We start from the raw sequence: 13745 nt of genomic DNA, 5'->3' as shown, positions 1-13745 counted from the left end.
ACACAGGAGCAACGACTACATGGAACGACAGCAACAGCCGCCTCACCTGCAGACAGCCGCGCGCTTTTGCGCCTGGGCCTGCCTGTTCGGTCTGATCGCGCTGGCGTCGCAGATGGTCGCGCCGCAGTACCTGGATCCTGCGCACCATAAGTTCATCTTCATCATCGGTGCGCTAGGTATGTGGCGCTATGGCAACGCCATCGTCCATTATCTGCGCGGCATGTACTTTTTGCACTGGAAGTTCCCGCGCATGCGCAAGGCGGTCGAGCGCATGGGCGATGCGGCGCTGCCGGCGCACATGTTCATGGTGGTGACCAGCTTCCGCATCCCCAGCCACACCACCTTCAAGGTCTACCAGTCGGTGTTCCAGGAGGTGCAGCGGCTGCAGGTGCCGTGCACGGTAATCGCCTCCATCGTGGAAAAGGGCGACGAGCAGTTCATCAAACAGATCATGCGCAACGAGGTCAAGGACCGCGACGACATCAAGCTGGTGATCGTCCGCGCCCGTGGCACCGGCAAACGTGACGGCCTGGCCCACGCCTTCCGCGCCCTGTCACGGCAGATGCCGCTGGAGGATTCGGTGGTCGGCGTGGTCGACGGCGACACCATGATGCTGCCCGGCTGTGTCGAGCGCGCGGTCAAGCTGTTCGCCTACCTGCCCAACGTCGGCGGCCTGACCACCAACGAGTTCTGCGAGGTTGAAGGCAGCAACCTGATGCGCCAGTGGCACTCGATGCGTTTTGTCCAGCGGCACATCAACATGTGCTCGATGGCACTGTCGCACCGGGTGCTGACCCTGACCGGGCGGTTGTCCTTTTTTCGCGCAAGCGTGATGACCGACCCGGATTTCATCCGCGACGTCGAGGCGGACTTTCTCCAGCACTGGCGCCTGGGGCGTTTTCAGTTTCTGACCGGTGACGACAAGTCGTCGTGGCTGAGCCTGATGCGCGCTGGCTGGGACACCTTCTACGTGCCCGACAGCAACACCCTGACCGTCGAGCATCCGCCAGACAACAGCTTCTGGCGCGCCACCCGCCAGTTGATGTTCCGCTGGTACGGCAACTCGCTACGGCAGAACTTTCGCGCCACCGCCCTGCTCGGCCGCGCCCGCCTGGGCCTGTTCACCCTGTACGTGCTGCTCGATCAGCGGGTGTCGATGTGGACCTGCCTGATGGGCCTGACCGCTTCGGTGGTGGCCGGCATCGTGTTCGGCATCCAGTACCTGCTGGTGTACCTGTTCTGGGTGCTGCTGTCGCGCAGCATCGTCACCGTGCTGTTCCTGTTTGCCGGCCACCCGGTCAGCCCGGTGTACCCCTTCGTTCTTTATTACAACCAGATCATCGGCTCGCTGATGAAAGTCTACGCGCTGTTCCACATGGACCAGCAAAGCTGGACCCGGCAGAAAACCACATTAAGCAACGGCAGCGTCAGCTTCGATGCCGCCCTGAACCGCTGGTCCTCGAAAGCGATGCTGCTGTCATCCATCGCGATTTTCTTCGGGGTCATCTCGGTTCTTCTCGAACTCACGCAACGTTAAGGAAAGGCGCCTGCCATGAGTAGCTCAAGTACACCCGCAGTACCGGCCAACGTAGTCCACGAAGCGATCGACGAACGCCAGTACGTGCGCACCAAACTCAACGCCCGGGTCAAGCTCAGCGCGGCCGGCCAGGCGCCGTTCGACAGCACCCTGCAGGACATCTCCCTGGGCGGCATCGGCCTGCTCCACGCCGAGCCGCTGAAGATCGGCAGCCTGTACCACGCCTCGATCCAGCTGCGCCTGAACCAGGTCGACCTGAACATCGACAGCCAGATCAAGATCGTCTCCCAGCGCGACCAGGAGGTCGGCGCCCAGTTCGTCGAACTCGACGCGCAGAAGCGCGACATCCTGCGCTACATCATCAGCGCCTACCTGTCGGGCGAGATCGCCGACATCAATGGCCTGTTCAACGTGATGCAGCGGGAAAACTACATCAAGGAGCGCAAGCACAAGTACGCCAGCCCGCGCAGCTCGAGCGAGCGCCTCAAGGCCACCCTCGGCACCCTGCTGTATGCCGCCGCGGGCATCGCCGCACTGGGCTTTGTCGCCTACAAGTGCTACCTGCTGTTCTTCCGCATCCCGGCCGTGCAGGCCCAGGTTTCGGCCAATGCCCAGGTCATCAGCATGCCCGACAACGGCTATGTGAAGTTCCTCCTGGCACCGGGGCAGACCGAGGTCAAGGCCGGCATGCCGGTTGCGAACATCTCCACCCAGCTGGCCACCAGCTTCACCCGCCCGGCCGACCTCAAGGCGGTCGCCGACCTTGCGCCCGGCGACCTGCAGACCCTGCTCGGGCGCGCCAGCATCGAGACCGTGATCAACAGCCCGTGCGACTGCGAAGTCTACTTCCCCAGCAAGCCCCTGGACGGCTACGGCTACAAGCAGGCGCCCCTGGTGCATTTGCTGCCCAAGGATGAAGGCCTGTTCGTCACCGCCAACGTGCCCTTCGACAAGCTCGCCGACATCAGCCGGGTGAGTTCGGTGGAGCTCAAGGTGTTCGGCCTCGACCAGGCATACAGCGGCAAGGTCATCGATTCGCGGGTGGATGAGGTCAACAAGAACCTGGCCCTGACCATCGCCCCCGACAGCCCGCTGCCCCGCGCCGCGTACCAGAAACCGGTGGCGGTGGACCTGTACCTGGGCCTGCCGTTCACCGCTTCGCGCTGAGCACCTGCAAGGAAGGAATAGGCAATGAATGCGAAGACGCCCTCCCGCCTGCTGCTGGCCAGCCTCGGCCTGGCCTGCGCCAGCAACGCCCTGGCCGGGCAAAGCCTGGAGCAGATCCGCTATGCGCTGTACAAAGACCCCAGCGCCAATGTCAGTGCCGACCTGCGCGCCCTGGCCGACCGCGGTGACCTGGCGTCCAAGCTGCTGCTCGGTGATGTGCTGGCCAACAGCGATGGCGCCAACCGCGCAGAAATCATCGGCCTGTACAAGGACGCTTTCGCTGACGGCCGTGGCCAGGTCCCGGCGCTGGCCTCGCTGGCGCGCCTGCTGGATCGCACCCCGAGCCTGCAAAAAGGCCAGCAGCCATGGATCGCCCAGGCCCTGACGCGCTACCCGGCAACTCTGGACCCACGCAATGCCAGCACCACCCTGGAGGTGTTCCTGGTTTACCCGCAGCTGGTCCCCACCGAGCAGGCGGCGCAGTTGCTGGCGCTGTACCAGCAGTCGTGCCTGCTCAATTGCCGCCCCGAGCTGTACCAGGCGGTGCTGGCCGAACGTCAGGGTGACCGCGCCGGCGCCGAACACTGGTACCAGCAGGCGGTACGCGTGGATGTGCGGGCGATCGATCGCTATTACCGTTTTCTCGGCGACGACCAGGACCGCGCGTTCCCGGCCTTTGCCCAAAGTCTCGAAGCGCTGCGCCCGACTCTTGCGGTAGAGATCGTGCACCGCATCGGCTCCTTGCTCGACAGCATCAACAGCGTGCAGCGCGCCGAACAGGAAGCCGACCGCTACCAGCGCCAGGCCAGTGCCATGGGCCCGGCGCGGGTGCAGCCGGACGCCGCGCAGCTGGCTCTGGAAAAACAACGCAGCGATGCCCTGGACCTGGCCCGGGCGCAAGCCCATCGCTGGCGCGACAACGCCGTCGAGCGCGGCTTCGTCCCGGCCATGGTGTCCAAGGCCAGCTTCATGATCTCCAACCCCACCGAGCACAACGCCGAAGAGACCCAGGCGCTGATCGACCAGGTCAAGCTGCGCGAGGCGACCCGGGCCAAGGCCCTGCAGGCCTCGTTCTACATGGTCAACAACTGGCTGACCCTGGACCCGGACAAGGCCCGCGCCTTGATCGACGAGCTGCTCGCCAGCCGCTACCCCGATGCCGAGCTGCTGCTGGCCGACTACTACAGCAAGGGCGTGGCCGACCAGCCCGACCAGGACAAGGCCCTGGAGATTTTCCAGGCCCAGGCTCAAGCCGGCTCCACCGCTGCCTGGTATCGCATGGCCACCCTGCACGCTTACGGGCGCGCCCTCTGCCATGACCCGGTCAAGGCCTACACCTATGCCCAGGTGGCCCTGGCACTGGGCGAGAGCGGTGCGCGCAGCCTGGTCAAGCGCCTGGAAAAGACCCTGAAAAAGGATGATATCGAGCGTGCCCTGGCGGCGCGTGCCGATCTGTTGAAGGAGGCAACCCTGTGAAAGCCCATCACACCCTGTTCGGCGCCCTGCTGACCCTGACCCCGCTGTACCCGGCGCAGGCCCTGGAAGAAGTCACCGGCCCCGAGGCCGACAGCAGCGAGCCGGTGCGGATCAGCGACGCCAGCACGCCGGTGATCACCTCGGAGTTTTTCAACAAGCTCACCGTGCAAACCGGCTACGGCCCTGAAAACTCCGAAGTCGGCCGCAGCCGCGAGATGTTCTACAGCTTGCGCTACGAGCCGTCGTTCGCCTGGTACTCGCCGGAAAAACGCTGGGCCAAATGGATGGTCTACGGACGCCTGTGGTTGAACTACGACTCCAGCGAATCGGCCAGCGTGCAGAACGAAAACGCCAACAACCTCGACCGCGAACAGCCCGAAGGCTGGTACGCCGAGCTGCGCGAGCTGTATGTCAAACGCAACCTGCTCGGCGACGACCCGCGCTTCTCGCTGTCGGCCGGGCGCCAGCGCTATTTCGACGACTACGGCATCTGGTGGGACGACAGCATCGAGTCGCTGCGTTTGAACTACAACGACACCTTCTCCCGTGGCTTCGTCGCCGTGGCGCAGAAGTTCTACAACTACAACAGCGACGTCAATCGCCTGGCCGACAGCGAAGAGCGCACCACCTACCTGATGGGCGAATACGCCTACCGCTGGAGCGAGCACAACTGGGCCGGCATGCGCCTGATGCACGAGAACGACCACAGCGGCCACGACGCCGAAGACCGCTATGACTTCAAGGGCATGCGCTACGGGCTGTTCTTCAAGGCCGATGACCTTAACGTGACGCCGCTATTCAGCGACTACCACCTGGAGCTCGCAGGCCTGGACGGCAAGGTCGACAACACTGACGTCAACGGCGTTACCAGTACCGGCCACAACGCCAGCGGCTGGGCGGCCCTGGGCGAGATCGGCAAGCGCTTCCACGACCTGCCATGGACACCCCGGGTGGCCCTGCGCGGCGGCCTGACCGACAAGCCGAGCAACGACAACGACGGCTTTCGCCTCAATGCCATCCAGTCCGACCGCATCACCCGCCAGGGCAGCTACAGCACGCGCCTGGCCAGCTCCTTCGTCAGCCTCGATCTGCGCAACCTGAGCTACTACGGCATCGCCCTGGAAACCAACCCGACGCCACGCAGCGCCCTCGATTTTCGCCTCACCGAGCTCAAGCTGCGCGACGCCAACGGCACCCTGCCAATCCGCCTCGAAGGCGACCAGCGCAGCGAGCGCAACCGCGCTATCGCCCAGGGCAACCACGGCGGCGGCAAGGAGGTCGGGCAGATGTTCGACCTCAACTACTACTGGAAGATGTTCCCGGTGGCCATCGACGGCAAGCACCTGGACGTCAACGCCCTGGTCAGCGCCAGCTACCTCAACGCCGGCAACGCCCTGGACAGTGGTGATGACTACCAGCTGACCGTCGGCGTCGTGGTCAGCTACTAAGGACGCAGCCCAAGATGATCTTCGCCTCCAACGTCTTCCTGTTCCTTTACCTGCCGCTGTTCCTGGCCGTGTACTTCCTCGCCCGGGCGCCGTGGCGCTCGACGGTGATCGTCGCCGCCAGCTACATCTTCTACGCCTGGTGGCGGCCGGACTTCTTGCTGTTGTTCGTCGCCATCACCTACTGGAACTACTGGTTCGGCCTGCGCATCAAGGCGCGCCTGGATGCCGGCGACAAGCGCTGGGCGTTTCGCCTGCTGTGGATCGGCATCATCGGCAACCTGTCGACCCTGGGCTACTTCAAGTACGCCAACTTCGGCGCCGAGGTGCTGGCCGCCCTGCTCGCGCCGCTGGGCATCAACACCTTCACCCTGGAGACGATCTTCCTGCCGCTGGGCATCTCCTTCTATGTCTTCCATGCCCTGAGTTACATCGTCGATATCTACCGCAAGGACGCTACGCCGACCAACAACTTCATCGACTTTGCCGCCTTCGTCGCGCTGTTCCCGCACCTGGTGGCCGGCCCCATCCTGCGCTACAGCCAACTGGCGCCACAGCTGCGCCAGCGCAGCCACTCGCTGGAGCTGTTCTCCCTGGGCGTGTGCCGGTTCATGCTCGGCTTCATCATGAAAGTGCTGATCGCCGACCAACTGGCGCCGATCAACGTGCTGTTCATCAGCGAAGGCACCCTGCAACTGAGCGATGCCTGGTTCGGCCTGGTGGTCTCGACCCTGCAGCTGTACTTCGACTTCGCCGGCTACAGCCACATGGCCCTGGGCCTGGCCTTGATGATGGGGTTTCGTTTTCCGGAAAACTTCAACCAGCCCTATGTGTCGCAGAGCATCACCGAATTCTGGGCACGTTGGCACATGACCCTGGCGCACTTTCTGCGCGATTACGTGTACATGCCACTGGTGCGCAAGCGCATCGCCGGGGCGCTGCCGGCGCTGGTCTACACCATGCTGCTGTCGGGCCTGTGGCATGGCGCCAGCTTCGCCTTTATCTGCTGGGGGCTGTTCTTCGGTTTGGGCATGGTCATCGAGCGCAAGTTCAACCTGGCGACCAAGGTCACCACGCCCTACCACCTGGGCCGCAACCTGCGCACTTTCGTGCTGATCATCCTGAGCATGCCGCTGTTCTTCACCAACGACCTGCGCCACAGCCTCGACATCTACCAGGCGCTGTTCGGCTTCAACGGCCTGGGTTCGCTGGAGCTGTACGTGCTCGGCGCCTCGAAGATGGCCATGTCGTTCGCCGCCATTGCCCTGTGCTGGCTGGTGCTGGCCGGCAGCAACAACGTGCGTTTTTACGCCGGCAACAAGCAGCAGTACTTCATGCGCCATGTCGGCGGCCTCAAGGCCCTGCTGCTCTGGGCCGGATTCGCCCTGGCGCTGAGCAGCCTGGCGGCGCATTCGTTCTCGCCGTTTTTGTACTTTCAGTTCTAGGAGCGCGCCATGTACCCGGTCATGAATTCGGCCAGCAAGGTCAACGGCATTGCCTTCGGCGTGTTGCTGGCGGGGATGTTCGTCTACTCGCTGCCACCGGTGTTCAGTTTTGCCCGCAACCAGAGCCAGGCCTGGAACCTGTTCGTCGACGGCAAACTGCTGCGCAAGTTCGAGCAGGTCTACGACAAGCGCTTTTTCCTGCGTGAGCCGTCGCTCGAGCTGTGGGCCAACGCCCAGTACCGGTTGTTCGACGAAGGCACCAAAGGCGTGGTGCTGGGCAAGGACGGCTGGCTCTACACCAACCAGGAGTATCGGGTGCCGAACGACCTTGAAGCCAACCTCGACGGCCAGCTCAAGCAGATCGCCGAGATCGAGCAGCGGCTCAAGGCCCACAACAAGCGCCTGATCCTGTTGCCGCTGCCGATGAAGGTCGATGTGTATGCCGCGCACACCGAGCGCGCGGTCGACCCACGGGCGATCAGCCTCTATGACCGTTTCGTCGAACGCCTGCAGGCACAGGACACGCCGGTCACGCCGCTGCGTTCGGCGTTCCTGGCCAACCTCGCCGGCCCCGCGCTGTTTCTTAAATCCGACACCCACTGGAGCCCCGAAGGCGCACGCCTGAGCGCCTATGAGCTGGCCCGCCAGCGTCCGGAACTGCTGGGCGACGAGCGCTACCTGTCGCACAAGGTTGCCGACAAGACGATCAAGGGCGACCTGATGAACTACATCCAGTTCAACCACGCGCAACTGGCGCCGCAGTTCGGCTCCAACCAGATCGCCCTGTACGAAACCATCAAGGCGCAGCAGGACGCCAGCGACCTGTTCGCCAACCAAAGCCAGAGCCTGATGCTGGTGGGCACCAGCTACAGCAAGATCGATGACTGGAACTTCACCGGCTTTCTCAAGGAAGCACTCAACCGCGACCTGCTCAGTGTTTCGGTGGAGGCCCGCGGGCCGTTCGAGGCGATGAGCCAGTTCCTCGCCAGCGACCAGTTGAGCAACCCCGAGATCGACACCGTGGTCTGGGAGTTCCCCCTGCGCACCCTGCTCGCCCACCGCCTCGGCGCCCTGAGCCGCCCCGGCCAGACCCAACATTTCTAAGGAGAGACTGATGAATACCGCACTGCAACGCCTGCTCGCCACTTCCGCCCTGCTGCTGGGCAGCGCCGCCCTTCATGCCGCCGAAGGCAACGCCGACCTGTACGACGCCGTGGCACCCGCCGACTCGGCGTTCGTGCGCGTGCTCAACCTGTCCAGCAGCAACATCGACGTCACCCTGAGCGGCAAGATCAACGCGCAACGGGTCGCCGCCGGTCAACTCAGCGGCTACCGCTTCACCCCGGCCGGGGTGCACAAGATCGCCGTCGGTAGTACCGCCATCGAGCCGCAGCTCAAGGCCAACGCTGCCAGCACCGTGGTCTTTGACGGCAGCACACTGACCTTGATCGCCGACAAGTACGTCAATGAGCCAAAGAAAGCCCAGGTTGCCTTCTACAACCTGACCTCGGCCCCGGCTGCGCTCAAAACCCTCGACGGCAAACACGTGATCGTCGACCCGTTGGGCAAGGACCAGACCGGCAGCCGCATGGTCAACGAGATCAAGATCGGCTTTGCCGCCTACGTCGCTGAGCAGAACGTGGCCAGATTCGATGAGCTGTTCCTGAAAAAAGGCCGCTCCTACAGCTACGTACTGCTGCCCAAGGGCGCCGGCTACCAGAGCATGAGCCTGGCCAACAGCATCGACCCGAGTGAGTGATCATGAAGCGCATTCTTCCCCTTGGCCTGGCGGCCCTGCTCGGTCCTCTGCTGAGCACCCCGGGCGTGGCCGCAGAAGCCGCCAAGGCCAACTGCACCAGCCTTGAGTGCATGGTCTGCCCGGGCCTTGGCAACCCGCAGAACTACGCCGAAGGACGCATGAAGCTGATGCGTGAAATCGTCCCGGGCAAGGAGCGCTGGCTGTTCCGCTCGGCGGTCGACCTGACCAACGATTTCGGTATCCCGACGCCCATGCGCCCGGAGTTCGCCCGCTTGATGGCCGCCTTCCGCCAGCAGGGCATCCACGTGGCCATGGCGGTGCAGCCGACCCGTGGCCTGATGCACCGCGACAAGCTTTACCCCGACAAGCTGCACGACTTCGACTTTGCCCGCGCCAGCGGCAACCTGGAAAGCTACCTGCAACAACTGCGCGCGGCAGGCGCGGTGGTGCCGCCGTTGATGCAATTGGTGCAGAGCCCGCCCAAGGGCGAGTACTTCTTTCGCCGTGACCACCACTGGACTCCGGCCGGCGCCGAAGCCACGGCGCGGCTGGTGGCCGAAGAGGTCCGCCGCCAGCCGTTTTACGCCCAACTGAGCAAAAAGCAGTACCGCACCGAACCTGGGGTCATGGTGCCCAAGGACGGCACCCTGAACCTGGCCCTGAGCTATATCTGCGGCAACAATTATGGTTTCCAGTATGTGCGCGGCTACCAGACCATCCCCGCAGCCGACGGCGCCGAGGCGCTGTTCGACGATGCGCCGGACCCTGAGGTGATCCTGGTCGGCGACAGTAACGCCGCCGCCCGTGAAGACGAGAGCAAGCAGTTCAACTTCGACGGCTACCTCAAGCAATACCTGCAAGCCGATATCCTCAACTACGCCCTGCCCGGCGTCGGCCAGGACGGCTCGCTGCTCGAATACCTGCTGTCGGAGAACTACAAGCCCAAGGCGCCGCCCAAGCTGATCATCTGGGAGTTGCCGGCCAACTACCAGTTGGAGTCCGAGGCGATGTACCGCCAACTGATTCCGGCGGTCAAGGGCGGCTGCCCGGTGTCTACCGAAGTCCTGGCCAACCGGGTGCAGCGCCCGCCGCTGCGGGTCAATGAGCGTATCGAGCTGCTCAGCAACGCAGGCGAAGGACGCAAGAACCTAAACAGCGGCCAGGGTTTTCTCGATATCCGTATCAGCGACAAGAACGTCAAGGATTTCTACCTGATCGTCTATTACGACAATGGTGCCCGCGACAAGGTCTGGTTTCGCCGCGAAGCGGTGGTCACTGGAGGTCAGTACTACCTTGAGCTGAGTAGGGCCAAAGAGTTCGCCGGGGCCAACCTGCTGTCAGTGTTCATGGAGCCGACCAAGCCCGGCACTGCCGCCACCCAAGTGGAAACCCGACTATGTCTGTAAAGACCTGGGCAGCGCTGGGCCTGGGCTTGTGCGCCAGCCTGCAGTTGGCCGACAGCCTGGCGGCCAGTTCGATCTGGCCGCCACGGGCCAGCGCGCAGTCGGCGATGATCGCCGACTACCGCACCCTGCGCTGCAGCAAGGAAGTACCGCCGCCCTACACCGGCAACTTGCAGCTGCAAAGCAAGTACGACCAGCGCGATGCCAGCAAGTCGACCCTGCGCAGCAGCCCGGACGCCAACAGCGAAGAGATCGGCAAGCAGGTCAAACCCTTCATCGGTGGCCTGATCTACGCCAGCAAGCGTTTCCAGCGGGCGAAGAGTCCACAGGAGGCGAACATGGCCCTGGCCTGCCAGGACCAGTGGCTGGAGCGCTGGGCCCAGGCCGGGGCCTTGCTCAACCCCGACGCCAGCAGCACCGGCATGGCCGCGCGCAAATGGGCGGTAGCCGCCATGGCCTCGACCCTGCTGATGACCCAGGCCGCCAGCGACGCCAAGCAGCAATTGACGCCAGCGCAGAAGGCCTGGTTCAGCCAGCTGGGCGAACGCATCATCACCGAGTACCAGCCACGTCGCACGCCCGGCTTTACCTGGTTCAACAACCATGACTACTGGGCAGCCTGGGCCGTAGCGGCGACCGGCATGCTGGTGCAGCGCGACGACTTCATCCAGTGGGCAGACGGCAACCTGCGTCGCGGCCTGCGGCAAGCGGTCAAAGCCAGCGACGGCAGCTACGCCTACCTGCCCCTGGAAGTGGCGCGCAGCAAACTGGCCGCCACCTACAGCCAATACGCCCTGGTGCCGCTGGTGCTGCTGGCGGAATCGGCGCGGGCCAACGGCCTGCCGTGGAGCAATGAAGATCAGCAGACCCTGGAACTGCTGGCCAATTTTGCCGCCCGCAGCATCCTCGACCCCGACGGCCTGCCCGAGCTCAAAGGCCAGTCGCAGGCCGACGTCGCCCCCTACAAACTGGCCTGGCTGATCCCCTTTCTGCAGCGCGCCCCGGGCCATCGCCTGGCCCGCCAGCTGTATGACAGCGAGGATGGCGAGGTCGACAACTACAGTCAGATCGGCGGCCCACTCAAGCCGTTCTATCCCAAACTGCCGTAACCCAAGGACGAACCGTCATGGCCATGCTTGCCCGCCCGCTTACCCTTTCCTGCCTGGCGCTGCTGTTCAGCGCCGTAGCCCAGGCTGCCAGCCAGAGCTTGCCGTTACAGCAATCGCTAAGCACAGTAAGCAGCGCCGAACACCAGCGCGACCTGCAGCACTTGCAGCAACAGCTCAGCCAGGCCGTGCAACTGCAGGTCGACGAACGCCCGCGCCCGGCGGGCCGCGCCAGTGTCAGCCTGCAACCGATGTTCTCGTCCCAGGCGGGCAGTTGGCCGTTCGAGCCGTTCGTCAACAACGGCCTGTTCCGCGCCATCGCCGGCTACCAGGCGCATCACCCGCAAGCGCTGTTGGTGCGTGGTGGCAGCATTACCCTGGCGCAGTTGCACGATGCCCTCAACGATCCAAAGATCCTCAAGCGCTACAAGGACGGCTACCTGCTCAGCTACCCGCTGGTGATCGCCAGCGACGGCGGCCTGCTGCTCGAAGGCACCAGCCTGTACCTGTACAGCTACTCCGGCACGGCGCTGATCAACCAGGGCTGGCTGGGCCTGAAGCAGTCGCGCCTGGAAAGCGTGGCCGGCGACAAACCCGGCAGCACCGACCGCGCCTGGCGGCCGTTCGTGGTGGCCTGGGCCGGTAGCCACACCCAGGTGCTGGGCTCGACCCTCAAGCGCCTGGGCTACAACGCCAACCTCTCGCGCGGCCTGACCACCGCCCTGAGCAGCCAGCAAGCAGCGACCACCCACCCGGCCACCGTACTCATCCGCGACAGCCAGTTCCTCGAGCTGTCCACGGCGCTAGAGCTACAGCACAGTCGGGCGCAGATCGACAACAGTCAGTTCGGCCAGTCCCAGCAATACGCCATCGACGTGCGCGACAGCCAGGTAAGCCTGCGCAACAACCAGCTGCGCGGCATCGACAACAACAGCGGCATCCGCCTGCGCGGCCAGACTCACGGGCGTATTGAAGGCAACCTGATCCTGGGTGCACACAAGGCAGCGATCGAGGTCAGCGAACAACAGGGCGCCCTGCTGCTGAGCGCCAACCTGATTGGCGACAGCCGTGGCAACGGCATCCAGCTGCGCAACCTGGCGCCGACAGCGGCGGCGGCGCTGCTGATCAGCGACAACCTGATCGGCAACAGCCAGGGCAGCGCCGTGGATGCCAGCGAAGTCGGCGCCGTGAACCTGATCAACAACCGCATCGGCAACACTCCCGAATACGCCGTCAGCCTGCGCAACGCCACGCCACTGGCCGGCCCCCTGACCTTGAGCGGCAACACCCTGGGCACGGCCGGCAAGGCGCTGGTGCGGGTTGAGGGTATGCAGCAGGTGGTGCTGGGGCCGAACACCTTCGAGGGCAAGCCGATCCTGCAGAACCTGCTGATTGGGGATTTGTTAGCCGTACAGGGGCCACTGTTACAGGCGCTCCAGCGCCCGGGATGCGTGGTGCGGGTCGAGCTAGTCAATCGCCCGCTGCATGCGCACAAAGCACTCGTCTTCGCCGACACAGACAAAGCCCTGGCGCAGGTACAGGAGCCGTGCCGGGTTGCTGCTGAACACCATCAGGCGCAGCAGCGGCAAGTGCCGTTGCCGGGTCCAGTCAGCCAGTTGCGTTAATACCCAACTGCCGATGCCCCGGCCGCGACAGCTTTCCAACAGGTGCAGTTCACGGATGAACAGGGCCTGGCGGTCCTGGCTGAGGCTGAAGTAGCCCACCGGTTGCTGGTCTTCGCTGATCAGCCATTGCTCGCGCCACTCCCAGGCCTGGTCGAAGGCCTCTTCCTGCCAGAGCAGGTCGAACTCGCGGTAATAAGGCAGCATGGCCCGGCGGGTGAGGTCGCGGGCGAAGGTGCGGTGCTGGTCGGTGGCGGGGGTCAGTTGCAGGGTCATTTATGGTTCTCTTCGCGGGGCAAGCCCGCTCCCACAGTGTAGGAGCGAGCTTGCCCCGCGATGCTGTTCAGGGTTCGAATTCATCGGCGTAGCATACTGGCGAACTCCCCGGCCCCCGACGCTCCAGCTCATCCTCAAGCCATTGCGCCAGCACCGTGGCATTGTTGCGTGCAGTGTCCTTGCCGGCATACAGCAAGGTCAGATCGCCCTGCCCGGCCATGCCCAGCAGTTTCCACCAATGTGCCGGCTGCGCGCTCAGTTCCTGGCGGTAGCGCTCGGCAAACCCGGAGAAATCCACTTCACCGCCATGAAAAGCCTGGCGCAGCACCGTTGAAGGCGCCACCTCAGGCATCCACACCGCCTGCAACTGGTCCTTGCGCTTGTTGCGCGGCCACAACCGGTCAACCAGCACGCGCTGGCCATCGCTGGCCTCAAGCGGATCATAAACACGTTTACAGCGGATCATCACTTCGCTCCAGCAGGTGGTTCACAGATCCTAGGACTTTCCT

11 protein-coding genes and 1 pseudogene are annotated in these 13745 nt (G+C 64.2%); 10 read left to right on the top strand and 2 right to left on the bottom strand.

Features of this window, described 5'->3' with window-relative positions; translation table 11 throughout:
- Positions 1–19 precede the first annotated feature (19 nt).
- The 10 genes and pseudogenes from EXN22_RS12375 to EXN22_RS12330 all read left to right on the top strand — a co-directional run.
- Positions 20–1537 (top strand): glycosyltransferase, encoded by a 1518-nt coding sequence (locus tag EXN22_RS12375; protein ID WP_130264318.1) that lies wholly within the window; start codon positions 20–22, stop codon positions 1535–1537.
- 15 nt (positions 1538–1552) lie between these two features.
- On the top strand, positions 1553–2704 hold the full coding sequence (locus EXN22_RS12370) for a PilZ domain-containing protein (RefSeq protein ID WP_130264317.1): 1152 nt from the start codon (positions 1553–1555) through the stop codon (positions 2702–2704).
- Between the two features lie 24 nt (positions 2705–2728).
- Positions 2729–4180, top strand: a complete 1452-nt coding sequence (locus tag EXN22_RS12365) for an SEL1-like repeat protein (RefSeq protein ID WP_130264316.1) — start codon at positions 2729–2731, stop codon at positions 4178–4180.
- The gene (locus tag EXN22_RS12360; RefSeq protein WP_130264315.1) at positions 4177–5628 is read left to right on the top strand and encodes an alginate export family protein; all 1452 of its coding nucleotides are present in this window, start codon (positions 4177–4179) and stop codon (positions 5626–5628) included. Before EXN22_RS12365 ends, EXN22_RS12360 begins: the two co-directional genes overlap by 4 nt.
- Positions 5629–5642: 14 nt before the next feature.
- The gene (locus tag EXN22_RS12355; protein WP_130264314.1) at positions 5643–7070 is read left to right on the top strand and encodes an MBOAT family O-acyltransferase; all 1428 of its coding nucleotides are present in this window, start codon (positions 5643–5645) and stop codon (positions 7068–7070) included.
- 9 nt (positions 7071–7079) lie between these two features.
- Positions 7080–8174, top strand: a complete 1095-nt coding sequence (locus EXN22_RS12350) for an alginate O-acetyltransferase (protein ID WP_130264313.1) — start codon at positions 7080–7082, stop codon at positions 8172–8174.
- 10 nt (positions 8175–8184) lie between these two features.
- Positions 8185–8829: an alginate O-acetyltransferase AlgF gene (locus EXN22_RS12345; RefSeq protein ID WP_130264312.1), complete on the top strand. Its 645-nt coding sequence runs from the start codon at positions 8185–8187 to the stop codon at positions 8827–8829.
- Between the two features lie 2 nt (positions 8830–8831).
- Positions 8832–10235 carry an alginate O-acetyltransferase AlgX-related protein gene (locus tag EXN22_RS12340; protein WP_165392207.1) on the top strand — a complete coding sequence of 468 codons (1404 nt, stop codon included), beginning with the start codon at positions 8832–8834 and terminating at the stop codon, positions 10233–10235.
- Entirely contained in the window at positions 10226–11341 is a 1116-nt protein-coding gene (locus EXN22_RS12335) for a polysaccharide lyase (RefSeq protein WP_130264310.1), read from the top strand. The genes EXN22_RS12340 and EXN22_RS12335 overlap by 10 nt, the downstream gene beginning before the upstream one ends.
- A gap of 17 nt (positions 11342–11358) precedes the next feature.
- Positions 11359–12489 (top strand): annotated as a pseudogene (locus EXN22_RS12330) (right-handed parallel beta-helix repeat-containing protein); the annotation flags it as partial.
- A 315-nt stretch (positions 12490–12804) separates the two neighbouring features.
- On the opposite strand, the gene EXN22_RS12325 reads toward EXN22_RS12330, so the two are convergent.
- Positions 12805–13236, bottom strand: a complete 432-nt coding sequence (locus EXN22_RS12325) for a GNAT family N-acetyltransferase (protein WP_130264309.1) — start codon at positions 13234–13236, stop codon at positions 12805–12807.
- A 67-nt stretch (positions 13237–13303) separates the two neighbouring features.
- On the bottom strand, positions 13304–13702 hold the full coding sequence (locus tag EXN22_RS12320) for a DUF488 domain-containing protein (RefSeq protein WP_130264308.1): 399 nt from the start codon (positions 13700–13702) through the stop codon (positions 13304–13306).
- Positions 13703–13745 lie beyond the last annotated feature (43 nt).

The organism is Pseudomonas tructae, assembly GCF_004214895.1.
GTDB lineage: Bacteria > Pseudomonadota > Gammaproteobacteria > Pseudomonadales > Pseudomonadaceae > Aquipseudomonas > Aquipseudomonas tructae.
Note: the sequence above shows the minus strand (reverse complement) of the source record. Positions and strands in the feature narration are given on the sequence as shown.